The 24,532-nt window shown below is 74.2% G+C and carries 26 protein-coding genes; 17 read left to right on the top strand and 9 right to left on the bottom strand.

All coding sequences use genetic code 11. The features are described 5' to 3' along the window. The first annotated feature begins 3 nt into the window (after positions 1–3). From Asera_RS30705 to Asera_RS30690, 4 genes are all read left to right on the top strand, one after another. Positions 4–891, top strand: a complete 888-nt coding sequence (locus Asera_RS30705; protein WP_030447072.1) for an SDR family oxidoreductase — start codon at positions 4–6, stop codon at positions 889–891. A gap of 216 nt (positions 892–1,107) precedes the next feature. After that, complete coding sequence (locus tag Asera_RS30700) at positions 1,108–1,929, top strand: Fpg/Nei family DNA glycosylase (protein ID WP_030447071.1); 822 nt, start codon at positions 1,108–1,110, stop codon at positions 1,927–1,929. A gap of 40 nt (positions 1,930–1,969) precedes the next feature. Continuing rightward, entirely contained in the window at positions 1,970–2,701 is a 732-nt protein-coding gene (locus Asera_RS30695; protein ID WP_212804770.1) for a hypothetical protein, read from the top strand. A gap of 189 nt (positions 2,702–2,890) precedes the next feature. Beyond that, a complete protein-coding gene (locus Asera_RS30690) occupies positions 2,891–3,523 on the top strand; it encodes a LysE family translocator (RefSeq protein WP_030447069.1) in 633 nt (210 codons plus the stop codon). 5 nt (positions 3,524–3,528) lie between these two features. On the opposite strand, the gene Asera_RS30685 is transcribed toward Asera_RS30690, so the two are convergent. Next, positions 3,529–3,939: a DUF2000 domain-containing protein gene (locus Asera_RS30685; protein WP_030447068.1), complete on the bottom strand. Its 411-nt coding sequence runs from the start codon at positions 3,937–3,939 to the stop codon at positions 3,529–3,531. A gap of 80 nt (positions 3,940–4,019) precedes the next feature. Between Asera_RS30685 and Asera_RS30680 the strand changes: the two genes are divergently transcribed. Beyond that, a complete protein-coding gene (locus Asera_RS30680) occupies positions 4,020–4,853 on the top strand; it encodes an AraC family transcriptional regulator (protein WP_030447067.1) in 834 nt (277 codons plus the stop codon). Positions 4,854–4,868: 15 nt separating this feature from the next. Here Asera_RS30680 and Asera_RS30675 read toward each other — a convergent pair whose 3' ends face one another. Continuing rightward, positions 4,869–5,414 (bottom strand): CGNR zinc finger domain-containing protein, encoded by a 546-nt coding sequence (locus Asera_RS30675; RefSeq protein WP_030447066.1) that lies wholly within the window; start codon positions 5,412–5,414, stop codon positions 4,869–4,871. A gap of 85 nt (positions 5,415–5,499) precedes the next feature. Here Asera_RS30675 and Asera_RS30670 point away from each other — a divergent pair, with 85 nt between their 5' ends. Next, positions 5,500–6,012, top strand: a complete 513-nt coding sequence (locus tag Asera_RS30670; RefSeq protein WP_211255616.1) for a YybH family protein — start codon at positions 5,500–5,502, stop codon at positions 6,010–6,012. A 22-nt stretch (positions 6,013–6,034) separates the two neighbouring features. Here Asera_RS30670 and Asera_RS30665 read toward each other — a convergent pair whose 3' ends face one another. Both Asera_RS30665 and Asera_RS30660 read right to left on the bottom strand, forming a co-directional pair. Next, complete coding sequence (locus Asera_RS30665) at positions 6,035–6,577, bottom strand: MOSC domain-containing protein (RefSeq protein ID WP_030447064.1); 543 nt, start codon at positions 6,575–6,577, stop codon at positions 6,035–6,037. Positions 6,578–6,597: 20 nt separating this feature from the next. Further along, positions 6,598–8,130 carry a helix-turn-helix domain-containing protein gene (locus tag Asera_RS30660; protein ID WP_030447063.1) on the bottom strand — a complete coding sequence of 511 codons (1,533 nt, stop codon included), beginning with the start codon at positions 8,128–8,130 and terminating at the stop codon, positions 6,598–6,600. A 162-nt stretch (positions 8,131–8,292) separates the two neighbouring features. Between Asera_RS30660 and Asera_RS30655 the strand changes: the two genes are divergently transcribed. Then, positions 8,293–9,123: an aminoglycoside phosphotransferase family protein gene (locus Asera_RS30655; protein WP_211255615.1), complete on the top strand. Its 831-nt coding sequence runs from the start codon at positions 8,293–8,295 to the stop codon at positions 9,121–9,123. A 118-nt stretch (positions 9,124–9,241) separates the two neighbouring features. Further along, positions 9,242–10,489 (top strand): MFS transporter, encoded by a 1,248-nt coding sequence (locus Asera_RS30650; RefSeq protein WP_051802428.1) that lies wholly within the window; start codon positions 9,242–9,244, stop codon positions 10,487–10,489. Between the two features lie 18 nt (positions 10,490–10,507). Here the strand turns inward: Asera_RS30650 and Asera_RS30645 are convergent, their stop codons facing one another. Next, positions 10,508–11,734, bottom strand: a complete 1,227-nt coding sequence (locus tag Asera_RS30645; RefSeq protein WP_030447060.1) for a GNAT family N-acetyltransferase — start codon at positions 11,732–11,734, stop codon at positions 10,508–10,510. A 166-nt stretch (positions 11,735–11,900) separates the two neighbouring features. Between Asera_RS30645 and Asera_RS30640 the strand changes: the two genes are divergently transcribed. Then, on the top strand, positions 11,901–13,919 hold the full coding sequence (locus Asera_RS30640) for a protein kinase domain-containing protein (protein ID WP_157034908.1): 2,019 nt from the start codon (positions 11,901–11,903) through the stop codon (positions 13,917–13,919). 73 nt (positions 13,920–13,992) lie between these two features. Continuing rightward, complete coding sequence (pyrE, locus tag Asera_RS30635; protein WP_030447058.1) at positions 13,993–14,520, top strand: orotate phosphoribosyltransferase; 528 nt, start codon at positions 13,993–13,995, stop codon at positions 14,518–14,520. A 142-nt stretch (positions 14,521–14,662) separates the two neighbouring features. Here pyrE and Asera_RS30630 read toward each other — a convergent pair whose 3' ends face one another. Next, the gene (locus Asera_RS30630; protein WP_035297236.1) at positions 14,663–15,082 is read right to left on the bottom strand and encodes a GNAT family N-acetyltransferase; all 420 of its coding nucleotides are present in this window, start codon (positions 15,080–15,082) and stop codon (positions 14,663–14,665) included. A gap of 156 nt (positions 15,083–15,238) precedes the next feature. Between Asera_RS30630 and Asera_RS30625 the strand changes: the two genes are divergently transcribed. Next, complete coding sequence (locus tag Asera_RS30625) at positions 15,239–15,583, top strand: cupin domain-containing protein (RefSeq protein WP_169745854.1); 345 nt, start codon at positions 15,239–15,241, stop codon at positions 15,581–15,583. Between the two features lie 223 nt (positions 15,584–15,806). Beyond that, complete coding sequence (locus Asera_RS30620; RefSeq protein WP_030447055.1) at positions 15,807–16,394, top strand: TMEM165/GDT1 family protein; 588 nt, start codon at positions 15,807–15,809, stop codon at positions 16,392–16,394. Here the strand turns inward: Asera_RS30620 and Asera_RS30615 are convergent. Next, positions 16,302–17,390, bottom strand: a complete 1,089-nt coding sequence (locus Asera_RS30615) for a hypothetical protein (RefSeq protein ID WP_051802425.1) — start codon at positions 17,388–17,390, stop codon at positions 16,302–16,304. The genes Asera_RS30620 and Asera_RS30615 overlap by 93 nt on opposite strands. A gap of 211 nt (positions 17,391–17,601) precedes the next feature. Next, the gene (locus tag Asera_RS30610) at positions 17,602–17,745 is read right to left on the bottom strand and encodes a hypothetical protein (protein WP_157034907.1); all 144 of its coding nucleotides are present in this window, start codon (positions 17,743–17,745) and stop codon (positions 17,602–17,604) included. Between the two features lie 71 nt (positions 17,746–17,816). Between Asera_RS30610 and Asera_RS30605 the strand changes: the two genes are divergently transcribed. The 5 genes from Asera_RS30605 (at position 17,817) to Asera_RS30585 (ending at position 23,565) form a co-directional block, all read left to right on the top strand. Continuing rightward, positions 17,817–18,515, top strand: coding sequence for an SOS response-associated peptidase (locus Asera_RS30605; protein ID WP_030447053.1), 699 nt, complete (start codon positions 17,817–17,819; stop codon positions 18,513–18,515). Positions 18,516–18,587: 72 nt separating this feature from the next. Further along, positions 18,588–19,745, top strand: a complete 1,158-nt coding sequence (locus Asera_RS30600; protein WP_084131812.1) for an FAD-dependent monooxygenase — start codon at positions 18,588–18,590, stop codon at positions 19,743–19,745. 12 nt (positions 19,746–19,757) lie between these two features. Then, the gene (locus Asera_RS30595; RefSeq protein WP_211255614.1) at positions 19,758–19,943 is read left to right on the top strand and encodes a nucleoside triphosphate pyrophosphohydrolase family protein; all 186 of its coding nucleotides are present in this window, start codon (positions 19,758–19,760) and stop codon (positions 19,941–19,943) included. Positions 19,944–19,997: 54 nt separating this feature from the next. Further along, positions 19,998–20,960 (top strand): phosphotransferase family protein, encoded by a 963-nt coding sequence (locus Asera_RS30590; protein WP_084131896.1) that lies wholly within the window; start codon positions 19,998–20,000, stop codon positions 20,958–20,960. Between the two features lie 229 nt (positions 20,961–21,189). After that, positions 21,190–23,565: a protease-associated domain-containing protein gene (locus tag Asera_RS30585; RefSeq protein ID WP_157034906.1), complete on the top strand. Its 2,376-nt coding sequence runs from the start codon at positions 21,190–21,192 to the stop codon at positions 23,563–23,565. Here Asera_RS30585 and Asera_RS30580 read toward each other — a convergent pair. Next, positions 23,518–24,510 (bottom strand): helix-turn-helix domain-containing protein, encoded by a 993-nt coding sequence (locus tag Asera_RS30580; protein WP_051802422.1) that lies wholly within the window; start codon positions 24,508–24,510, stop codon positions 23,518–23,520. The two genes, Asera_RS30585 and Asera_RS30580, sit on opposite strands and share 48 nt — an antisense overlap. Between the last annotated feature and the right edge of the window lie 22 nt (positions 24,511–24,532).

Here is a 24,532-nt window from a genome sequence, read left to right as displayed (position 1 = left end):
GGAATGGACCACGACCCACGGGTGCTGGTCGCCGGGGCGACCGGGTACATCGGCCGCAACCTCGCGGTCGCGCTGCACGAGGCCGGGTTCCGGGTACGGGCGCTGGCCCGCGATCCGCGCCGCCTCGAACCGATCCGGGACGCCTGCGACGAGGTGTTCGTCGGCGCCGCGACGCGGCCGGAGACCCTGACCGGGCTCTGCGACGGCGTCGACGCGGTCGTGTCGTCGATCGGGCTGCGGACGTTGCGCGCCAAGCCGACGCCCGAGCAGGTCGACCTCGGCGCGAACCTCAACATCCTCGACCGGGCGCGGCAGGCCGGGGTGGGCCGGTTCTTCTTCGTCAGCGTGCTGCACGCCGCGGAACTGGCCCAGCGGGTGCCGATCCTGCGGCCGCGGGAGGAGTTCACCCGTCGGCTCGTCGACAGCGGTACCGGCTGGACGGTGTTGCGCCCGACCGGTGCTTTCAACGACATGGGCGAGATCTTCCGGCTCGCCGGCCGCGGTGCCGGCATGGTGTTCGGCGACGGCCACCACCGGATCAATCCGGTGCACCCGCGCGACATCGGCGACCTCGTCGCCGCGTCGATCCGGGACGACACCAGGCGCGACACCGAGTTCGGCTTCGGCGGCCCGGACACCTACACGGCCGCCGAGATCGTCGAGCTCGCCCAGCAGGTGCTCGGGCGCCGTCGCCGTGTCCTGCACATACCGTTCTGGCCGGTGCGGGCGCTGGCCGCGGCGCTGCGGCCGGTCAACCGCAACGCCGCGGGATTCCTGACGTTCTTCGGCGAATCGCTCCGCCGGGACATGGTCGGTGCCCCGATCGGTCACCGCCGCCTCGCCGACTACTTCGCCGCGCTGGCCGCCGGCACCGACACCGAGAGCCGCTGACCGGCACCCGCACCGGCAGCCGCTGCCCGGCAGTGGAGTCGCTGACCGGCAGTGGCATCGGGAGTCACTGGTCGGTACCGCGGGGCCGGGTCGGTCACCTGGCGCACGACCTCGGGCGTCGGGCCGCGTGCACCGCCCCCGACCGTGGCCCTTCCCGTTGCCGGCAGCACGTCCCCGCGCGCTAGAGTTGCCGCGGTTTCGGGTAGGGGAGGCGCGGTGCCCGAGGGACACACGATTCATCGGCTGGCGCGCGAGCACCGGCGGCTGCTGCGCGGGGTGCCGCTTGCGGTGTCCAGCCCGCAGGGCAGGTTCGCGGCCGGGGCGGCCCGGCTCGACGGGGCCACGCTGACCGGCACCGACGCGTACGGGAAGCACCTGTACCACCGGTATCGCACCACCGGCGGCGAGCTGCTGCGGCTGCACGTGCACCTGGGGCTGGCCGGCAAGTTCTTCACCGGCAGCGGGCTCGCGCCGGCGCCGACCGGGGCGGTCCGGCTGCGGGTGCAGGCCAGCGCCGGGTGGCTGGATCTGCGCGGCCCCAACGCCTGCGAGCTGCACACCCCGGCCGACCAGAAGGCGCTGTACGCGCGGCTCGGCGCCGATCCGCTGCGGCCGGACGCCGACCCGGACGCGGCGTACCGGCGGATCTCCCGGTCCCGGGTGCCGGTCGGCCAGCTGCTGATGGACCAGAGCGTGGTCGCCGGCGTCGGCAACATCTACCGCGCGGAGATCCTGTTCCGGCACGGCATCTCGCCGTACCGGCCGGGGCACGACCTGCCCGCCGACGCCTGGGCGCGGCTGTGGCCGGACCTGGTGACGCTGATGCGCGCCGGGGTGCGCACCGGGCGGATCGACACGGTGCGCCCGGAGCACGAACCGCGCGCGATGGGCCGGCCGCCGCGGGTCGACGCGCACGGCGGCGAGGTCTACGTGTACCGCCGGGCCGGCCAACCGTGCCACGTCTGCCGCTCCGAGGTGCGGGTCGCCGAGATGGCCGCCCGCAACCTGTTCTGGTGCCCCACCTGCCAACCCTGCTGACGCGTGGTCGGGTGTTGCGCGCGCCCGCGAAAATGGCCGCATGGCCGACACGAGCGAGCCGCCCCGCCGTGGCACGGCGCCGCCGGCCGGGTCGACGGCCGCCAGCGGCGCGTCGAACACCGGCCCGAAAACCACCGCCGATCCCCGGACCGACGCCAAGCCCGGTGCGAAGTCGGGGGCCGCGCCGCGGGCCAAGCCCGGCCCCACAGGACCTGGGGCCGAGCCCGGCGCGAGGTCGGGATCTGGATCCGGTTCGCTGTGGGCGTCGTTGGGGAAGATCGGCACGGTGCTGGGGTTGTGCTCGTTCGCCTTCGGCATCGGTACGTTCAGCGATCTACGCAACCGGTGGTTCCCGGCGCCATCACCGTCGGCCGGGATCGTCGCGAGCCGCAAGGCCTATGTCGACGCCTCCGACTACGTGTGCGTCAGATACGTCATCAGGGCCACGCCGGCGCCCAGCCCGTTGACCTACCGGTGGATGTCGGACACGTTGACGCTGCGCCGGGCCATGGCCCGGGCCTGGCCGACCCCGGACGGCAGCGGCTCCTGGGGTGCCGATGTGGCCAAGGCACAGTCCGACTTCATCGCCGCCGACGCGTACTGGGCGGCGGCGGCCGCTGCGCTCAAGGCTGACGACGTTGCCGACTACAACACCGCGATCGGCCTGTTCGACGCAGCGACCGGCACCGTCGTACGGGAGGTGCGACGGCTCGGGTTCCGCAACTGCGGCATGGGCTGGTACGGCGCACCCCCCTGGCAGCCCACCAACTGAGGGCGCGAAGCGCCCGGCCCCTGCGTCCCGGCCGGTACCGGCGCGCCGGGATGCGACCCGGTCGGATCGACACGGCGCGCCCGGAGGAGGAAGCGCAAGCTGGCCCGGTCGCCGCGGGCCGGTGCGCCCGGCGGTGAGGTCGGGCACAGCGGGTTCCGCCGCGGCCCACCCCGCGGCATGATCCGTGGCGTGACAGTGGTTGCTGCCGTGGCCTCGTTCGCCGTCGTGGCCGGCTTGTTGACGATCACGCCGGGCCTGGACACCGCGCTGGTGCTCCGGTCGGCGGTGGCGCGGGGACGGCGGTACGCCGCCGCCACCGCACTGGGCATCTCGACCGGTGCCCTGGTCTGGGGCGCCGGCGCCGCCGCCGGAGTGTCCGCCCTGATCACCGCCTCGCACCTGGCCTACCTGGTGCTGCGCATCGCCGGTGCGATCTACCTGGCGCAGTTGGGGATCCGGATGATCTGGTCGTCGTTCCGGCGCCGTGGCGCGGTCGTGGCGCCGGCGACGCCGGTGCCGGACTCGGCCCGGCTGGCCTGGTTGAAGGGCCTCACCACCAACCTGCTGAACCCGAAGATCGGCGCCTTCTACGTGGCGGTGCTCCCGCAGTTCCTGCCGCCGCACGTGTCGCACCTGGCGATGGGCGTGCTGCTCGCGGTCGTGCACGACGCCGAGGGGTTGCTGTGGTTCGCCGCCCTGATCGCGGCGGCCTCCGCATTCCGCCGGGTGCTCGACCGGCCGGCCGTGCACCGCTGGACGGACCGGATCACCGGCACCGTGCTGGTCGGCTTCGCCGCGAAGCTCGCCACCTCCCCGCGCTGAGGGCGTCACGGGTGCAGCGAGAGGCCCTTGAGCGCCTTGTCCACGTCGGCTCGGGGCCCGTACACGGCGATGCCGACCAGCCCGAGTTTCTCGGTCGGTACCGCCGCGACCGCGGCCCGGTTGTCGGCGTCGTTGTCGGTGCCGAACAGCTCCTCGGTGTACACGCCGACCCGCAGCCCGCGGCCGATCGCGCGGCCGTGCGCGCGGTTCAGCCCGGCGGCGTCGGCGGTGAACACGAGTACCGGCTGGCGGAACATCGGCAGGTAGTCGACCCCGGAGCCGTCCCGGTACGGCAGGCCGACGGTCTCGCCGACCGCGCCGGCGACACCGCTGGCCAGGAACGCGGTCACGTTGAGCCGCTGCCAGCTCGCCAGGTCGTCCCGGACCACGACGCCGATCTTGGTGGAGAATCGCATGCCGCCAGCCTCCCGCCGACCCGGCCGGGCCGTCTTGAACGCTGGTGCGTCGGCGCCGCCGGGCGAGGCAGGATGGTCGGGTGACGCACGACTGGTCCCGGTACTGGCGGTCCGACACCGGGCGCATCGAGGCGATGCACGCGCATTTCGAACGGCACGTGTACCACCGGCACAGTCACGACACCTACTCGTTCGGGGTGACCGAGACCGGCGCGCAGGCGTTCGCCTGTCGCGGTGCGTCGCGGGTGAGCGCGGCCGGCATGGTGATGGCGTTCAACCCGGAGGACCCGCACGACGGCCACGCCGCCGACGCCCTCGGTTTCACCTACCGGATCGTGCATCTGGGCCCGGATCTGATCGACGCAGCCCTCGCGGACCTCGCCGGTCGTCCGGTCGGCTCGCCGCTGTTCGTCGACCCGGTGCTGGACGACCCGGTACTGGCGGCCGCGCTGCGGCGGCTGCACCGGGCGCTGCTGCCCGACGACGGGGTCGGCATCGCCACCCCGTTGCGGCGCACCGAACTGGTCGACACCGCGGTACGGCTGCTGGTGGCGCGCGGCGCGACCGGCCGGCCGGGGCCGGCGACGGTGCCGGCAGCGCGCTCCCTCGCCGTGGCGGCCCGCCGGTACCTGGACGGCACGTACCTGAGCGGGCTGGACACCGCGGAGCTGGCCGCGGCCACCGGCGCCAGCCGCTTCGCCGTGTACCGGGCGTTTCGCGCCACGTTCGGCCTGTCGCCGAGCGACTACCAGCGCCAGTTGCGGCTGCGGTACGCGCGGCGGCTGCTCACCGCGGGCACCCCGGTGGCGCTCGCGGCCGGTACCGCCGGGTTCGCCGATCAGGCACACCTGACCCGCTGGTTCCGCCGCTGCTACGCGATCACCCCGGCCGCCTACGTGGCCGCCACCGGCTGACCCACCGCGACCGGGTCAGGTCGCCGCGTCCCGGGTGCGCGCGTAGTGGCGGGCGGCGCGTACCCGGTCGCCGCAGCGGGTGGAGCACCACTGCCGCCGGCCGTGCGTGCGGACCAGGAGCCGGACGCAGCCCGGTGCGCCGCACTCGGCGAGCCGGTCGGAGTCCGGGCCGACCAGCAGCGCCACCGCATCGGCGGCGAATGCGCCGAGCAGGTCGGCGAGCGGCGAGCCGGCCGCGGACTCGTGCCGGCTGCGCGGGCCGTCGGCGTCCCACACCAGCAGGTCGGCGCCGGGCGCGGCGCGTACGGCCTCGTTGACCAGCGTCACCGCGTCGGGAGCCGGCGCGGTGCCGGTGCCGGCTGCGAGCAGCACGTCGCGGACCGCGCCGCGCAGGGCCACCAGCCGGGTCAGCGCGGCCTCGTCCAGGCGTACCGGGTGGCCGCGCCGGCGCAGCCAGCCGGCCGCGGCGTCGGCGTCGGCGAGTTCGTCGCCGGTGCGGTGCCGGGTGTTGGCCAGGGCTACCGCCGGATGGTCGGCTTCGCCGGGTGCGTCCTCGATCACGCTCTCACGTTACTACGTTGACTTATCCGTGAGAATGGATCTAGCGTCGGCATCACGGAAAAGCAGCCACGAAAACGTGAGGTGGATGATGAGTGCGACCGGTCGGCAGTTGATCGACGCCACCAGTCACCGTCATGGCCCGGAGTCGCGCAACCGGCTCGCCGAGACCGGCCACGCCGGCGCGGACGGTGCTCGCGCCGCCCTGGAGACGTTCTACTACGCGCTCAACCAGCGCGATGCCGACGTGTTGCGGGCAGACTGGTCGGACGATCCACTCGCCCAGCTGAACAATCCGCTCGGCGGCATCCTGCGCGGCGGCGAGTCGATCACCGCGCTCTACGACCGGATCTTCACCGGCCCGGTCCGGGTGACCGCCACCTTCCGCGACATCGTCGAGTACCTGGGGGATGACCACGCCGTGTTCGCCGGCCGCGAGGTGGGCAGCTGGGCCGGGCCGGACGGCGTCGAGGTGCCGCTCACCATCCGTACCACCCGCTACTTCCGTTACGCGGACGGGCGATGGCGCCAGTTCCACCACCACGGCAGCATCGACGATCCGGCCGCCCTCGCCGCCTACCAACGGGCCGTCACCGGGTGACGGCCCGGGCGCCGTGGTCGCGTCAGACCCGGTCCAGCGGCCGGTGCGGGCCGGCGGGGAGCTGGACGGTGATCGCGTCGCCCGGGCGTACCGGGCCGCCGACCCGGACGATGCTCATCACCCCGGTTTTGCGCACGAGGTTGCCGGCCGCGTCCCGGTCGACCACCTGCCGGAGCAGCCCGGGCTGGAAGTCGTCGATCTGGCGGCACGGGTTGCGCAGTCCGGTCAACTCCAGCACGGCCGCCGGGCCGAGCCGCAACACGGTACCGACCGGCAGCCCCAGCAGGTCGACGCCGCGGGTGGTGACGTTCTCGCCCAGCTGGCCGGGCGAGACCGCGAAGCCGGCCGCGCCCAGCTCGGCGAACAGCTCCTCGCCGATGAGGTGGACCTGGCGCAGATTGGGCTGGCTGGGGTCGCGGGCGACCCGGGACCGGTGCTGCACCCGTACGCCGGCGTGCGCGTCACCCTCGACGCCGAGCCCGGCCAGCAGCGTGATCCGGTCCCGGTTCGGCTTGCTGAACGCGTGGTCGTCGTCGCTGCTGACGGCCGTCACGGTGCCCTGCATGGGCGCTGCTCCCAGGGTCATCAGAGGTCGCGGAAGGTTTCGATCTCGGCGCCGAGCAGGTTGAGCCGGTCGGCGAGCTGCTCGTACCCGCGGTTGATCACGTACACGTTGCGCAGCACCGAGGTGCCCTTCGCGGCGAGCATCGCGATCAGCACCACGACGGCGGGGCGCAGCGCCGGCGGGCAGATCACCTCGGTACCGGACCACCGGGTCGGGCCCTCCACGTACACCCGGTGCGGGTCGAGCAGGGTCACCCGGGCGCCGAGCTTGGTCAGCTCGGTGAGGTAGACGGCGCGGTTCTCGTACACCCAGTCGTGGATCAGCGTCTGGCCCTGCGCGGTTGCGGCGATGACCGCGAAGAACGGCAGGTTGTCGATGTTGAGGCCGGGGAACGGCATCGGGTGGATCTTGTCCAGCGGCGCGTGCAGCGTGGACGGGCGGATCGTCAGGTCGACCAGCCGGGTGTGCCCGTTGGCGGCGGGGTACTCGGCGGACCGGTCGTAGTCCAGGCCCATCTCCTCCAGCAGCGCCAGCTCGATCTCCAGGAACTCCACCGGTACCCGCTGGACCGTGATCTCCGACTCGGTGACCAGCGCGGCGGCGATCAGGCTCATCGCCTCGATCGGGTCCTCGCTGGGCGCGTAGTCGATGTCGCGCTCGATGTTCGGCACCCCGTGCACGGTCAGCGTGGTGGTACCGATGCCGTCGATCTGCACGCCGAGTGCGGTGAGGTAGAAGCAGACGTCCTGCACCATGTAGTTCGGGCTGGCGTTGCGGATGATCGTCACGCCGTCCCGGCGGGCGGCGGCCATCAGCGCGTTCTCGGTGACCGTGTCGCCGCGCTCGGTCAGTACCACCGGGCGGTCCGGCACGGCGTCGCCGTCCACCTCGGCGTGGTACGAGCCGCCGGTCGCCTTGACCTCCAGGCCGAACGGTCGCAGCGCGGTCATGTGCGGCTCGACGGTGCGGGTGCCCAGGTCGCAGCCGCCCGCGTAGGGCAGCTCGAACCGCTCGTGGTCGTGCATCAGCGGCGCCAGGAACATGATGATGCTGCGGGTGCGGCGCGCCGCCTCGGCGTCCATCGCGGCCAGGTCGAGCTGCGCCGGCCGGACGATCTCCAGGTCGTTGGCCTCGTTGAGCCAGCGGGTCTTGACCCCGATCGAGTTGAGCACCTCGAGGATCCGGTTGACCTCCTCGATCCGGGCGACCCGGCGAAGCGTGGTGCGGCCCTTGTTCAGCAGCGCCGCGCACAGCAGGCCGACCCCGGCGTTCTTGCTGGTCTTGACGTCGATGCTGCCGGACAGCTTGGCGCCACCGCGCACCCGCAGGTGCATCGGGCCGGAGTGCCCGAGCGACACGATCTCGGAGTCGAGCGCGTCGGAGATGCGGGTCAGCATCTCCAGGCTCAGGTTCTGGCCACCCTGCTCGATGCGGTGCACGGCGCTCTGGCTGGTGCCGAGCGCGGTGGCAAGCTGGGTCTGGGTCCAGCCGCGGTGCTTGCGCGAGTCACGGATGAGCCGGCCGATGCGCTGCAGGTACTGGTCGTCGGGCATGCCCGGGACCATATCTCATGATTGAGGTACGACGCGCGGCGGATCGCGGAGAAATATCGCTGTGATGGCGGTCAAACCGGCAGATACGATCCGTGTCATGACGTTTACCGGGGCCCTACCGTGAGTTGGCCGCGCGCTCAGCAACTCGAAGGTCCGGACCTCGTGGCCCGCGTCTCCGCGGCGACCGGCGTACCGCTGGGTTTCCGCGGGCGCTGCCCCGGCGGCGAGGTCGGCGCCGCGTACGTGACCTGGCCGGACGGGCGGCCCGGCGTACTGACCTGGCAGCCCGGGCCGCTGCTCGACCGGCAACGCCAGATCGCGTCGCTGCTCGCGCTGGCCCGCTCGCGCGGCGTGCCGGTCCCGGCGTACGAGCTGGTGGTGCCGTTGACGGTGGGCGGCGAGCCGGCGGTGGCCGTGGTGCAGGAACGGCTGCCCGGCAGCACCCCGGACCGGTACGACGAGACGCTTGTCACCGGGATGCTCGCCGCGCACGAACGGTTCGCCGGAGTGCTCGCCGACCGGCCCGACGTGCCCGCCGCCGCGCTGTACCTGACCGACGACGGCCCGGGCTTCTGCCTGCACGGCCCGCTCGCCGCCCACGACCGGCGTACCGCCCGGCTGCTGTCCTGGATCGAGGCGGTCGGTGCGGTGAGCCCGCCGACGATGACCGGCGACGACCTGGTGCACCTGGACTTCCACCCCGGCAACGTGCTGGTCGACGGGGCCGGCACGGTGACCGGCATCATCGACTGGGACGGCGCGGCCCGCGGCGACCGGCGCTTCGACCTGGTCACGCTGCGCTTCGCGATCCCACCGGGCCAGCCGGCGCTCGCCGCGCGGCTGGACGCCGACATCGCCGCCCGGCTGACCGTCGACGAGCTCCGGCCGTACTGGGCGTCGATGGCGTTGCGGCAGGTCGACTGGGCCATCCGGCACCACGACGCGGGCACCGTCGAGCGCTACCTGACCATCGCCGAGATCAGGGTGGACTGACGCCGCGGGCCGCCCGGACGGGCCTTCCGGGGGCGGCGGCCGGTGGCGGGAAAGCGTTCGCCAGCCGGTTCCGCGACCGCTAGCGTGGCCGGCGCCGACCACGACGACGGGACGAGAGATGAGCGAGCGCAGCGCCGTCGCGGGCGCCGTCGACCACCGCCGTACGAGTCGGGGCGGGTCGGTGCTGATCGCCGGGCTGGTCGTGGACGCGCTGGGCAACGGGCTGTTCCTGCCGCTGTCGCTGGTCTACTTCACCAGGCTGACCGACATCCCGCTGGCGCTGCTGGGCGTGCTGATCAGCGTCGGCAACGTGCTGACACTGCCGATCCCGGTGTTCGCCGGCGCGCTGGTGGACCGGTTCGGTGCGGTACCGCTGGTGGTCGGCGCGCAACTGCTGCAGGCCGCCGGCTTCCTCGCCTACGCGTACGTGCGCACCCCGGTGCCGGTGTTCCTGGCGATGACCGCCGCGGCGATCGGGGTGCGGTTCTTCTGGTCGGCGATCTTCACCGCGATCACCGACTACGCCGACGGCCGGCCGGGCGGCCGGCTGACCAAGGACGACTGGTACGCCTGGGCGAACATGACCCGCACCGCCGGGCTGGGCGTCGGCGGCCTGGTGACCGGACTGGTGGTCGGCGCCGACCGGACCGGCGCGTACCACCTGGTCGCGTACGCGACGGCCGGCTGCTTCTTCGCCGCGGCGGCGGCGATCGGGCTGTGCGTCCGGGCGCCGCGACCGCGGGCGCACGACGAGCCGGCCGGTGGCTACCGTGCGTTGCTGCGAGACCGCCCGTTCCTCGGTCTGACCGGCCTCAACACCATCTGTGCGATGACCTCGATGATGCTCGGGCTGGCGCTGCCGACGTTCGTGGCGAGCGGGCTGCACGGCCCCGGCTGGCTGACCGCGGCACTGCTGTCCGGCAACACCGTGCTGGTGTCGCTCGCCACCGCCCCGCTGGTACGCCGGGTCGCCGGCTCCCGGCGCACCCGGGTACTGGTCGGCGCGCTGCTGGTGTGGGCGGCCTGGGCGCTGCTGCTCGCCGCGCTGCGCCCCGGCAGCCTGCTGGTGCTGGTACCGCTGCTCGCGGTCGGCACGCTGCTGTTCACCGTGGCCGAGTCGCTGCACGCGCCGACCTCGATGGCGCTCGCCGCGGCGGTCGCACCGGCGGCCACCCGCGGCCGCTACCTGGCCAGCTTCCAGTACTCGTTCACACTGGCCGGGATCGTGGCACCGACGTTCTTCGCGACCCTGTTCGGGGTGCACCGGGCGCTGCCGTGGCTCGCCCTCGCGGTACTGGACGTCGCCACCGCAGCCGCCTTCACCCGGCTGGAACGCGCCCTGCCCCGCGCCGCCCTACGCAGCTGACGGCGCGCGGCGGGTGGATCAGAAGACCTCGACGGCGGCTGGTTCGCGGTGCCAGCCGAACGCGGCGGACAGCGGCGCGAGCGCGCCGTCGCGCAGCTCGGTGACCCGGCCGGCGACCGCGAGCGCCGCGAGCGACGTACCGCCGAGGTACGCGGCGCCCAGCTCGGCGATCGACAGCGCCACGTCGGCCGGCCGGTCGGTCCGCTCGCAGGTCAGCTCGTCGCCGGCGGCCCGCAGGTGCCAGCGCCCGGCGTTGCCGGGCAGCAGCTCGTCGGTGACGTCCAGTACGGCGTCCACCGCGACCGGATAGCTGCGGGCGGCGAGCGCCACCGGCAGGTCCAGGATGCGCAGCCAGACGCCGTCGGTGAGGCGGGCGCCGAGCCGGCGCGGGTCGCTGACCAGGTAGCGCAGCGGCTCGTCCAGTACCCCGTAGTCGTAGTGCACCTGCCGGGTCAGGTCGATGTCGAACAGGAACCGCCACAGCTGCCGGTACGCGTCGAGGTTGGTCGCGACCGCCTCCTCGACGTGCACCACCGCCTGCGGCCCGGTGGCGTCGCCGCCGCGTTCGATCCGAAACATCGCGTACCCGTCCGGCCCGTCCGGTCCCTCGTGCACGATCGTGCGGAGGGCGGAGCGGCCGTGACGCTGGTGCTCCAGGTCCGCGGTGACCACGCGCCAGCCCGCCGGGGTACGGCCGGACATGCCGGGCCGGTCCACCCGCGCCGCGTCGAACACCTCCGCCAGCACCTTCAGCGCGTCCGGCAGCTCCACCTCGCGCAGGAGGCCGGACGGCTCGGCGGCGGCCGGCAGCGCCAGCTCGCGGTTGTCGGCGTGGAACTCCAGCGTGTACGTGGCGGGGCCGTATCCGAACCGTCCGTAGATGACGGGCTCGCTCGGCCACAGCACGGCAATCGCCTCGTCGGTGCCCGCCAGGTCGGTCAGCTGGCGGGTCATCATCCGGCGCAGTAGCCCGCGCCGCCGGTGCGTACCGGACACCGCGACCAGCGTGACGTGCGCCGCCGGTACCGTTCCGCCGGGAATGCCCAGCTCGCGGCGCATCGAGACCGCGGTACCGACCACACCGTCGCGTTCGTGCACCACCGCGAGCGTGCGTCCCAGTTCGTACAGGTCGCGTTCGAGTTTCGCCTCGTCGTCGTGGTGGTCGTGCCCGAACGCCTTCCCGAAGCACCGCTGGAACGAGTACACCTCGTCCTCGGTGATGGGTCGCAGCTCGTAGTTGTCCATCACGCCTGTCTATCCCAGCAGCCCCCCGATCGGCCCCCCATTTCCTGCATGGGGCGGGTGCCGCGTGGCCGGCCCTCGCTACCCTCGATAGACCGGCATCGCCGAGGGGGCTCGCGTGCGGGCGGGCCCGGGTCGGGCGAGGCAGGCAGTCGAGGGGGTTGTGCGGGTGGCCGAGTTGCTCGATCTGGTCTGCGGCCCGGCGAGCCCGCTCCCCGAGACCCACCAGCGCTACCGGCTGGTGGCGCACATCGCCTCCGGCGGGCAGGCCGAGGTGTACCGCGCGGTCCGGCTGTCCAACGGGGTCAGCTCGGCGCCGCTGACCGTCAAGGTGTTCCGGCTGGACGACTCGCGGCCGCGCGCCGAGCAGCTGATGTCCTGGGACAAGGGCGACGCGGTGCTGATGGACCTCAACAGCCGCGGCGTGGCCGGCATCTGCCGGCGCGCGGACGGCTTCTACGGGCCGCCGCCGCACCCGCCGGGCAGCTCACCGCGCGGCGAACCCGAGCCGTACCAGGTGCTCGACTACCTGCCCGGCGTCAACCTGCGCGAGTACGTCCGGCAGCGCGCCGCGGGTCCCGCCGGCGGTGCCGAGGCCGGTGCGGGCGCCCGGCTCGACGCGGTGGGCACCCTGGACACGCTGGTCCGGGTGCTGCTCGCGTTGCACCACCCGAGCGAGCCCGGTGCCTCGCCGGTGGTGCACATGGACATCAAGCCGTCGAACGTGATCGTGCTGCCCTCCGGTGAGGCGCGGCTGATCGACTTCACCGGCGCCCGCTACCACCGCAGCGGTCACATCACCACGATCGCCTACACCCGCGAGGCGGGCGGCCCCGAGGCGTTCAGCGGCACCGTCGGCCCGGCGTACGACGTGCACGGCTTCGGCGCCGTCGCGTACTACATGATCACCGGGACCTTCCCGCGTACCGAGTCGCCGCAGCAGGCGATGGCGGGCGCCGAGCCGCTGCCGCCGTGGGCGGTGCTGCGCCGCCATCCGCTGCTGGAGGCGCACCCGGCGCTGCGCGACCACCTGCTGGCGCCGCTCGCCGACGACCCGGCCGACCGGCCCGGTACCGAGGAGCTGACCGCCTGGACCGCCCGGCTGGCCGACCTGGTCGACCGCGCCGGTACCCCGGACGTCGGCATGTACTGGGGCGTCTCCCGATCTGCCCGGGTGGTCGGCCGGGCCGGAGTGAAGCCCGGCCCGGTCGCCGCGACCGACGACTGGTCCCGGGTGGAACGGCTCGAACAGGAGGTCGTGGAGCTACGCGCCGCGCTGGGTGACTCCCGGAACGGTCGCGGCGGTGCCGCCCTCGGCGGCCCGGCGGCCGGCCTCGCCGCGGGTGCCGCGCTGGGTGCGGGAGCGGCCGCCGCCCACGGTGCGGCGCCGGCGGCAGCGGGCGGCAGGGGTGCGACGCCGGGTGCGGACGGCGCGCAGCAGGCGACGATGCGTGCCGGTGGTGGCGTGGGGGCCGCGTCCGGGGCGGCGGCGACCGCGCCGCTGGGCGACAGCCCGCTCTGGCCGGCCCGCTCGACGGTGCGCCAGCAGCGCGCCGGCGAGTCCGCCGGCGTCGACCCGACCGTACGCAGCGCGCCCGTCCCGGCGGGCGGCGCGAACGGCACCCGGGTGATGGCCGGCGACCGGTACCAGCAGGGCGCCGCGGCCCGGGCGTACCCGGGCGGGGGAGCGCCGTACCAGGGTGGCCAGCAGCCGGTGGAACCGCCGCGGGGCGAGCCGCAGCAGCGTGGCGTGGCGTCGGTCCCGCAGCCGGCCCAGCGGCCGTACGGGGAGGAGCCGGAGCAACCGCCGGCCGAGCCGGACCGCGACCGGCTGCGGCCGCTGCCCGGCGCCCGGCTGCACACGCTGCGCCGCGGCATCGGCCTGTCGATCACCGGCGCGCTGTTCGCGTTCGTGTGCTGGGGCGTCTTCGCGATCGCCAACCGGGACGCCCGGCTGGCCAACAACTTCATGATGTTCGTGCTGGTCCTGGTGATCGCGGTCGGTCTGTTCGCGCTGTGCCGGCTGATCGGCCGGCTGGTGATCGAGGGGATGATGCACCGGTCGCGGGCCAGCGCCCGGCTGTCGCACCTGGCCGTCGCCGCCTACCTGGTGGCCGCCGGCTGCAGCTTCGCCGCCCGGGTCGACTGGGTCAGCCAGGCCTACCACTGGGTCGTCGGCCAGCTGTGACGAGCGGGGCCGCACCGGCGCGCGGGCGCCCGATCCTCTCCTTCGCCGTCGCGTCGGGCCGTATCCTCCAGCCGTGACGAACAGCGAGCTCGCCGCGCGGGTGTACCGCACCGCGCACCTGACCGGGACGTTCCTGCTGCGCTCCGGCGCGACCAGCGACGAGTACTTCGACAAGTACCTGTTCGAGTCCGATCCGGCGCTGCTCGCGGAGATCGGTGCCGAGGTGTCCGCGCTGCTGCCGGCCGGCGCCGACGGGCTCGCCGGGCTGGAACTCGGTGGGGTGCCAGTGGCGGTCGCCGCCAGCCAGGCGAGTGGGCTGCCGGCGCTGTTCGTCCGCAAGCAGGCCAAGCCGTACGGGACGGCCCGGCTCGCCGAGGGCGGCGAGGTCGCGGGCCGGCGGCTGGTGGTGATCGAGGATGTGGTCACCTCCGGCGGCCAGATCCTCGCCTCCACCGCGGAGCTGCGCGCGCTGGGCGCCGAGGTCGACACGGTGGTCTGCGTGATCGACCGGGAGTCCGGCGGAGCCGCGAACCTGGCCGCCGCCGGCCTCGACCTGCGCCCGGTGTTCACCATGTCCCAGCTGGTCGCCGCCGCGGCCTGACCGCACCCGCCGGTGGGACCGTGCCGCCGGGGCCTGACCGGACGCGCCGGTCGGACCGTGCCGCCGGGGCCCGACCGGACGCGCCGACCGTGTTGCGGCCGCCGGTCTCGGCGGCCGAGCTGCGTCTCGGGAGGATCGGTGGTCAGCCGGGAGCGGCAGTCGGCGCCGGCGCGAGGCGGCGCAGCCCGGCGTCGGTCGGCCGGAACCCGCACCCCGCGTAGAAGCCGGTCAGGTGCGGTTCGTAGTCCACGTGCAGCCACTCCGCGCCGGCCGCGCGCGCCTGCTCGGTGGCGGCCCGTACCAGCCGGGTGCCGAGGCCGCGGTGCTGCTCGTCCGGGTGCACGGTGGTGTCGAGCAGGAACGCGTGGCTGCCGCCGTCGGTGGCCACGTTGACGAAGCCGACCAGGGTCCCGTCCCGCCGGGCGGTGATCCAGGCCAGGCTGCGGGCGAGGATGGGCGCCCAGCTCGTGTCGCTGTCACCGCCCCAGGCCGCCGCGAACAGCGTGTGCATCTCGCCGTCGGTCACCGCACCGCGCACGGCCAGCTCCGGATCCGTTGCCATGGACACCTCCATGGCGCATGATGCCGACCATCCGCGACCGCCCGCACCCCGATTGAGGACCTGGCCCACCACGGCGGACGGGTGATCGGCACGCCGATGTCGGACATGTGCCGGCACGGCGGACGGCGATGGGCGGCGGAGTCCTACCGTCCGGTCATGGAGATGATCGATGTCACCGCGGGGGTGGCCCGGCAGATCGCGCCGGGCTTCACCGGGGCCGGCGTGGTCGGCGGCGAGGAGGCGCATCTGGGCGTACTTCGGGTCGAGGCGGGCGCCGAGATCCCGCGGCATCCCGCCGTCGCGGACCAGGCACTGCTCGTCGTCGCCGGGCGCGGTGAGGTGTCCGGCGGTGACGGCGCCTGGCGGCCGATCGAAGCGGGCCAGGCCGCGATCTGGCGAGCCGGCGAACCGCACACGACCCGTGCGATCGAGGACCTGACCCTGGTCGTTCTCGAACTGCCCGACCTCCCGATCCACCCCCGCGCCGTCCGCCTGCCCTGACACCGGGGTCCGGTGCGCCACCCGCCCCGGCCGTGGCGTGGGTTATCGTTGTCGGCGCGAAGGGGAGTAGCCCCCAATGTCGCGGTCGACAGACTGGCCGCCGGTGTCGCACCGGTAGCCCGGCCGCGCGGCCCGATTCGTCGGGCGGGCGAGACCTTCGATCTGGCAACTGTGCCGGGTCGTGGTCTCGCATGCCTCGGTCCGGTGTGACCGAGAGGATGACATGACCGCTGTCTGGAGCGCGTTGGCGCTCAGCTTCGCGGTGATCTTCGTCGCCGAGCTGGGCGACAAGTCGCAGTTGATGGCGCTGACGTTCGCCACCAGGTACCGGGCCCTGCCGGTACTGATCGGCATCTCGGCGGCCACCGCCGTGGTGCACGCGGTGTCGGTGGGCATCGGGTACGGGCTGGGTGCGGCCCTGCCGACGGACTGGATCTCGCTGGTCGCCGGGGTGGCGTTCCTCGCGTTCGGGGCGTGGACCTTGCGCGGCGACAAGCTCACCGACGAGGAGCGGGAGAAGGCACAGAAGTCGACCCGCTCGGCCGTGGTGGCCGCCTCGGTGGCGTTCTTCCTGGCCGAGCTGGGCGACAAGACGATGCTTGCGACGATCACGCTGGCCACCAACCACGGCTGGCTCGGTACCTGGATCGGTTCGACGCTGGGCATGGTCGCTGCGGACGCGCTGGCGATCGCGGTCGGGCGGCTGCTCGGCAAGGCGCTACCGGAGCGTTTCATCCGGTACGGCGCCGCGGTGCTGTTCGCGATCTTCGGCGTGTGGCTGCTGATCGAGGCGCTCCGCGCCCTGGTCTGACGGCCCCGAACGGCGCCCCGGCCCGCCGGTGCGGGGCTGCGGCGCCGAGCGGGGGCCGGGTGCGCCCCGGCCGCAGCGGCGGCAGTGCGGTCGGGTCCGCCGCTGGTACCAGACGGTGCCGGCGGCGAGCCCGAGCCCCCACAGCACGTACGCCGGGATCGCGACCCAGAAGAACCCGAGCGGAAGGTCGTAGCCGGCGGTCCAGCCAGCGGGGTCGACGACCAGCTGCGCCAGGCTGATCCCGAAGTAGACGAGCAGGCCGGCCGCCAGCACGCTGGCCGGGCCGAGCACCAGCCAGCGCGGCACCCGGTGGCCGCGCAGACCGGGCAGCCAGCACGGCCACACCCGGCCCCAGCGGTGCACGGTCGCGAGCGGCAGCAGGGTCCCGGCGAGCAGGAAACCGACCTCGAAGGCGACCGTGGCCGGCGCGGCCTGCATCGGTCCGGCGCCGAGACCGACCGCCAGCTGGGCGGCGAGCCGGGTCAGGCAGCCCGCGACCGCCAGGTACGCGCCGAGCCAGGCCCAGGCGGGCACCCGGCCGACGTGCCGGCTCCGGTCGGTCCGACCGCAGCGCAGGCAGGCGCCGCGCAGCGTGCGGGTGCGGCGGATCGCGGCGACCGCGAGCAGCGCCGCGCCGAGCAGGTACCCGGCGCGGCTGAGGATCGAGACCGGATCGTACGGCAGCCCGAGGCCGGGCAGCACGGTGGCGACCAGGTCGAGCAGGACCAGCGGGCAGGACACCACGATCGTCGCGGCGAGCACCGCGCTGCCGACCGGTGGCGCCCAGCGGCGCGGCGCGGTCAGCATCGCCAGCACGGCGAGCAGCGCCGCGGCGCACACCAGTACCGGTTGCCAGGGGGAGACCAGCAGCAGATCCCAGCCGAGCGGCGCGAACGCGGGCCGGTGCCCGGTCGCCCACCAGACCCGCAGCCCGCCGTACCCGAGGGCCCAGGCGGCGGTGGCGGCGGCCAAGCCGAGCTCGAATCGGTTCCTCATGCGCCCAGGGTCGGCTCACTCGTCCGTGATCGCCTCGCTCGGCGGAGGGTACGAGCTCCCTCCGCCGGGGGAGCGCGCCCTCCCTTGACAAGAGAGTAAGTACTCACCCACCACGGCGATCCGCAGCGACGGGATCGTGACCTTCCGGGTGGAGGACACCGGCCTCGCCGAGCAGTGGTCGGCCGTCCAGTTCGGACGGTGAGGCGAGGCGCTACCGGGGCGGCCCCGGCGGGCCGTTCCGCTTGTCGGTGGAGTTCCTGCGGGTCACCAGCACCACGATCAGCACCACGACGGCGGCGACCACGGCGAGACAGCAGAACCCGGCGAGCACGTCGACCGGCCTGATCGCAACCATGGCCGGCACCGTAGCCGGTGTCGGCAACCGGGCGGTGGCGACCGTCGTACCCGGGGGTTAGCCTGCACGCCATGTGTGGCCGCTACGACTCGCACCGCTCTACCGACGACCTGTCCGCCTACTTCGACGCCGACGACGACACCGGCGGCGACGTCCCGGGTCGGTACAACACGGCGCCGACCCAGCCGGTCCGCATCGTGGTGTACGACCCGGAGCGCGAGCGGCGCGCGATCCAGGCGGCGCGCTGGGGGCTGGTGCCGTTCTGGGCCAAGGATCCGTCGATCGGCTCGCGCATGATCAACGCGCGGGCGGAGACCGTGGCGGACAAGCCCGCGTACCGGTCGGCGGTGCGGTCGATGCGGGCACTGGTGCCGATGGACGGCTGGTTCGAGTGGCGGGTCGGTGAGTCCGGCAAGCAACCGTGCTACCTGGTGCCGCGCGACGCCGGGCTGCTCACCGCGGCCGGCCTGTTCTCCTGGTGGGACGGCCCGGACGGCCGCCTGTTGAGCTGCACGATCATCACCACCGCGGCGGTCGGCGAGCTGCGCACCGTGCACGAGCGGATGCCGCTGTTGCTGGCCGGAGCCGATCGCGCGGCGTGGCTCGCGCCCGGCGCCGACGCGGCCGAGCTGCTGTCCGTGCCGCCGTCCGACGAGCTGGTTGCCGGACTGGAGGTCCGGCCGGTCGGGGCCGCGGTCGGGTCGGTCCGCAACGACGGCCCGCACCTGCTCGACCCGGTCCCGGTGGCGGCGCCCGCCACGCTGTTCTGAGCGCCGTGTGACCCAGGAGTCAGGTTCGCCGGGCAGGTCCCCGTTCGAGCGCACCGCGGTCATCATGGGCGAATGAGCTCACGGGGGACGGCACTGGTCATCGGCGGTGGGATGGGCGGGCTGGCCGCGGCGCTCGGGCTGCGGCAGGTCGGCTGGCAGGTCACCGTGCTGGAGCAGGCGGCCGAGTTCGCCGAGGTGGGGGCCGGCCTGTCGCTGTGGCCGAACGCGTTGCGCGCGCTGGACGAGCTGGGCGTCGGCCCGCAGGTACGGGCCGCGGGCGTCGCTGCGGTCTCGCGCGGCGGGCTGCGGCTGCCGTCCGGCGGCTGGCTGCGGCATGCCCGCCCCGACGACGTGCACGTGTTGATGGTGCACCGGGCGGCGCTGCACGAGGCGATGCGCGCGCCGCTGCCGGCCGACGCGCTGATACCGGGCGCCACGGTGACTTCGGTCGACCTCGCCGCCGGCACCGTGGCGTACCGGCAGGGTGGCGAGACGCGGCAGCGCGGTGCCGACCTGGTCGTCGGCGCGGACGGGCTGCATTCGGTGCTGCGGCAGGCGATGTGGCCGGGGCACGAGCCGCGGTTCGACGGCCGCAGGGTCTGGCGAGCGGTGGTCGGTGCGGGCGCGCCGCGCATCGAGGCGAGCCTGACGCTCGGCGCGGACCGCCAGTTCGGCATCCTGCCGCTGCCCGGCGACGCGGTGTACTGGTTCCTCACCGCGCCGGCCGCTCGCCCCGGCGAGCGGTTCGCCGACGAGCTGGCCGCGGTGGCCGACCGGGTCGCCGGCTGGCACCCGCCGATCGGCGAGCTGCTGGCGGCGACGACGCCGGGCAGCGTGCTGCACCACGACCTGTACGCGCTGGATCCGGTGCCCGGCTTCGCCCGCGGCCGGGCGGTGCTGCTCGGCGACGCGGCGCACGCGCAGACCCCGGACCTGGGGCAGGGCGCCTGCCAGGCGATCGAGGACGGGGTGGTGCTCGCCGCCGCGGTGGCCGCGCACGGCGACCTCGCCACCGCGATCGGCTCGTACGACCGTCAGCGGCGCCCGCGCACCCAGCTCGTCGCGCGGGCCGCGGCAAAGCAGGCCGAGCTGAACGCGAAGCACTACCGGGCGGTGACCCGGCTCGCCCGGATCATCCCGCCGCCGCTGTGGCGCCGCCAGGCGGCCCGCTTCACCGACTGGGTCCCGCCGGCCCTTCCGCACGACCTGTCGTCCACTGTGGACAGTTGATACGGTCCCCGAATGGACATCGAGCAGCTGCGCGAGATGGCGGTCCGGGTGCACGACCTGTACGACGAGCTCAACGCCCGCCGCGGCCGCCTGTGGACCCGCGAGGAGTTCATGTTGGGAATGGTGGGCGACGTCGGAGATCTGGCGAAGCTGGTGATGGCCGACTCCATCACCGTTCGGCTCGCCGAGCGAAGCTGAACCGTACCGACCGGGGCGTCGGTCCCGCATGCCGGTGTGCCGGATACTGGGGTGGTGGAGCAGGGGAGCAGGGCCGAGGCGGCGGCGTTTCTCGCCGACGTGCCCGGGGCGGCGGCCACACTGGAACCGTTGACCGGCGGCGCCTGGTCGTCGGCCTGGGCGTACCGGTCCGGCGGCGCGGAGCTGGTCGTCCGGTTCGGCCGGGAGATCTCCTGGTACCAGGCGGATCGCGCGGCGGTCCGGTTCGCCGGCCCGGACCTGCCGGTGCCGCCGGTGCGGCAGGTCGGTACCACCGGAGAAGGTCGGGCGTTCGCGGTGTCGGAACGCCGGTACGGGCGGTTCCTCGAAGACACCTCGGTCGAGGAGGCCGCCGCCCTCGAACCGACGCTGACCCGGCTGCTGATCGCGCTGTACCGGGCGCCGGCCGATCCGGACGCGCCGGTGGTCTGGCACCAGCCGGACGCGTCTCCGGCGAGCTGGCGCGAGTACCTGCGCGCCGGTCTCGTCGACGATCCGGACAACCTGGTGCACGGCTGGAGCGCCGCGCTCGCCGACGACCCCGAGCTGGCCGCGCTGTCGAGAGCGGTCGCCGACCGGGTGACCGCGCTGGCCGAGGCGTGCCCGGAGCGGCGCGACCTGGTACACGGGGACCTGTTGCACGGCAACGTGTTGCTGTCGCCGGACGCGAGCAGGGTGATGGCGGTGCTGTCCTGGAAATGCTCGGTGCGCGGCGACTTCCTCTACGACGCCGCGTGGTGCAGCTTCTGGGCGCCGTTCCTTCCGGGCATCGCCGCGGTGGATCCGTTGCCCGGCCTGCTTTCCGACCCCGCCGTCACCGCCGAGCACGGTGCGCTGGTCGACGCCGCGCAGCGGCATCACTGCTACGAGTTGTACATCGGGTTCACCCATCTCGGCTGGAACGTGTGGACCGGCGACCGGGCCACCCTGACCGCGACCGCGCGACGCCTCGCGGAGGTGCTCGACCGCGGCCCGGTCCGGCTGCCCGCCCAACCCTGACCGGCCGCGCCGCGCGATCTGACGTGACACCCGAGCCGGGCACGGCGCCGCGACCCGAGGTCGCGCAACGCCGATGGGTGGCGCTGCGTGCCGTTACCGGTGAGGTCGGTAAGGACCGGTGGCGGCCGGCAGCCATGGCTGGTAATCGCCAGCGGCCGTGCTGTCCGGCGCCCACCCGGCTCGGCTAAGAACAGGAGGACACCCCTCCGACCACTGGGAGTCCTGGAAGATGCCACTCTCGATCCCACCGCGGGTGGGCGCCGCGGCGGTCACCTCGCTCGCCGTCGTGGCCGGCCTGCTCACCGCCGTACCGTCCGTGGCCAGCGCGCAGACCCCGGCGGCCGGCACCGTCACCGGCATCGCCCCGGCCGCTGCCGATCGGGTCGTGTCGGTCGGCGGCACCAGGGTCGCGCTGACGCCGGTGGGCGACTCCGGTGCCACCGCGCTCGCCCCGCTGCCCGCCGCCGACGGGGCGACCCCCGGCCTCGTGGTGGCGACCGACAAGACCGGTACGACCGTGCAGACCACCGGTGCGGGCGGCGCCCCCACCGTGATCGACGGCCATGCCGCGCGGGCCAGCGCCGCCGCCGCCGACGCGGTCCCGCTGCACTTCTCCGCGCTGGGCCGGGACGGCCGGGCCGCCGAGGCGTACATCACCGTGTTCGACCTGGACCACGGGAACGCATGGACCCGGCAGCTGGCCGTCGATCCCGCGCCCGGCGACGAGTGCACCGCGGCGAGCTTCGCCCGGACCACCTGCGCGCTGGTCCCGCCCGGCCGGTACTCGGTGATGGCGTTCGTCTCCACCCTGCCGGCGCAGACGCCGAGCATCGGCAGCAGCCGTACGTACCAGAACATCTCGCTGGTCGGCCAGCCGGAGACGGCGGTGACCGGGGAGCGCACCTTCGCGTTCGACGCGCGCGACGCGCAGCAGCTCGCGATCCGGACCCCGGGCCGTACCACCAAGGTGCCGCCGCAGGGCGCCATGCTCCTCGGGTACGACCGGACCGCCGCCGACGGGTCCGCGCTGCACCTGGACATGCACCCGTCGTACCTGCTCGACCAGCACTTCTACCTCCAGCCGACGGCCACGGTGTCGGTCGGGGAGTTCCAGGCGCGCACCCGGGTCCGGCTGGAGGCCCCGGACATCACGCTGTCCGCGCCGACCGCGCCGAAGCTGCACCCGGAGTACGTCGACCGGACCTGGTTCTCCGACGTCGCCTCGGACTTCCCGGTGGTCGACGGCACCACCCGGCTGCGGGTGGTGGACGTCGGGCGCGCCACCGCGGCCGAGCTCGCCGGCCGGCGGCTCAACGGCGCGCTCGCGCTGGTCACGCACGACGCCGGCCTGTCGATCGCCGAACAGTCCAACAACGCCGCCGCGCACGGCGCCGCGCTCGTGGTGGTCCGCAACGACGGCCCCGGCGACATCAGCGATCCGGGCGGTACCGGCGTCAAGCTGCGGGCGCCGACGATCCGGCTGAACCGGGCGGAGGGGCTCGCGCTCGCCCACCTGCCGCGCGGTGCCCGGGTGACCGTCGGCGGCGAGCCGGCCAGCCCGTACGTCTACGACCTGTACCTGCGGGAGAAGCAGCGGATCCCGGCCCACCCGAGCTACGTCGCCACCCGCGGCCACCTCGCCACCCAGACCAACCGGGTGTACGGCCAGCCGTCGCAGCCCTCGACGTTCTCCGAGGCGGCGTACCCCTGGCAGCCCGGCGACGGGTTCGTCGTCTCGACCGTGTTCCCGTTCCAGGGCGGACCGCGTACCCGCACCGAGTACCGCGTCGCCGATCCCGACACCGCCTGGGCCTACGCCGTGTTCGCCCCGGGGACCAGGTACAACACGATGTTCCCGGCGGCGCCCGTGCAGTCCATGACGCTGTCTCGGCCGGGTCGAGAGTCCTACGCCGACCACGACCGGGGCCGGCTCGCCTTCGGCCGCGCGCCGATCGCGGCGGCGCCGAACCCGGCCCGTCCGGTACAGCGGTCCGGCGACCTGATGCGGGTGGCCGTCGACGGCTTCACCGACGCGGACGGCAACCACGGCTCCGAGTACACCGACCCGAGCGGCGTGCAGACCCACCTGGCGATCCGGGCCGACGGCGCGCTGGTGGGCCAGACCGACAACCTGCCTTCCGGTACGGTCCAGCTTCCCGGCGGCGCCTCGCGCGTCTCGATCTCGTTCACCGCGGACAACCCGCAGAGCTGGAACGAGCTGTCGACGCACACCGACACCGCGTGGAGCTTCCCGTCCGCGACCACCGACGCGGTACGGACCGTGCCGGTGCTGCTGCCCGGCTACGACGTCGGCGTCGACCTGCACAACCGGGTCCGGGCCGACCGGCACGGCCGGGTTGCCTTCGGCCTCGGGCTGCGGCGCCCGGACGGCACGTCGCCGGAGCTGAGCGACACGCCGAGCATCGACGCCTCGTACGACGACGGTGCGAGCTGGCGGGCGGCGCGAGTCACCCGCGACGCCGACGGCTGGCGGGTCGAGCTGCCGGCCGGCAGCGGCCCGGTGTCGCTGCGGCTGCACGCGCAGGACACCAGCGGCTCAGCGGTCGACCAGACGATCGTCCGGGCCTTCGACGTCGTGCGCTGAGGGCTGAAGCCAACCGAGCCGGGCCGCCTGCACGCCCGCCTGGAACCGGGTGCGGACGTGCAGGTGGTCCATCAGCTCAGCGATCCGCCGGCTGAGCGTGCGGGTACTGGTGCCGAGCCGGCGGGCGACCACGTCGTCCTTGGCGCCGGAGGCGAGCAGCGCCGCGAGCTGCCGGTCGCCGGTGGTGTCCGCCGGTGCCGGCAGCACGATCGGCGTCGCCTGCTCCCAGAGCAGTTCGAACAGCTGGATCAGCGCATCCAGCAGGGTGGACGGGCGGATACAGACCGCCGCATCGACGCCCGCACCGCCGAGCGGCAGGATGGCCAGCCGGCGGTCGCCGATCGCGAGCTTCATCGGCAGCCCGGCGTGCACCCGGGACTGTTCGCCGGCCCCGGCGGCGTCCTCGACCTCCGCCAGCGCGCCCGGCAGCTCCAGCGCCTCGGGCGCGTAGAGGCCGCGCACCCGCACGTTCGCGCGCAGCAGCCGGCGTACCGAGGTGTCGGAGCGCCCCGGATCGGCCACGTACGGCGGGCGGTCGATGACCATCAGCTCGTGCCGGGTGGTGCCGAGCAGCTGCTCGAACCGGGCCGCGGTCTCCGCCCAGCCGACCAGTACCTCGACGATCTCCTCCGGCCGGTACCGCTCCTCCGCCGGCATCTCGGTGAGCAGGGCCCGCGCGGCGAGCTGGGTACGGGCAAGCTCCTCGCGGCGCCGCTCGGCCAGCGCGTCGATCGCCACATCCGGCCGCGCCGCGCGCATCCGGGCCGGCTGGCCCGGCAGCTCGTGCACCAGGCCCAGCTCCGCCAGCCTGGCCAGCGAGGCACCGATGTCGGTCACGGTACGATCCAGCGCCGCGGCGAGGTCGTGCGCGGAGGCGTCCGGGCGAGACAGCAGCCGCCGGTAGACCGCCTCATCCTCGGGGCGGACACCGATCGGCTCGAGCACCCACCCATCTTGCCTGGTCACG

Origin of the sequence: Actinocatenispora sera, from assembly GCF_018324685.1 — a bacterium.
Lineage (GTDB): Bacteria > Actinomycetota > Actinomycetes > Mycobacteriales > Micromonosporaceae > Actinocatenispora > Actinocatenispora sera.
This window is presented reverse-complemented; position numbering and strand designations above follow the sequence as displayed.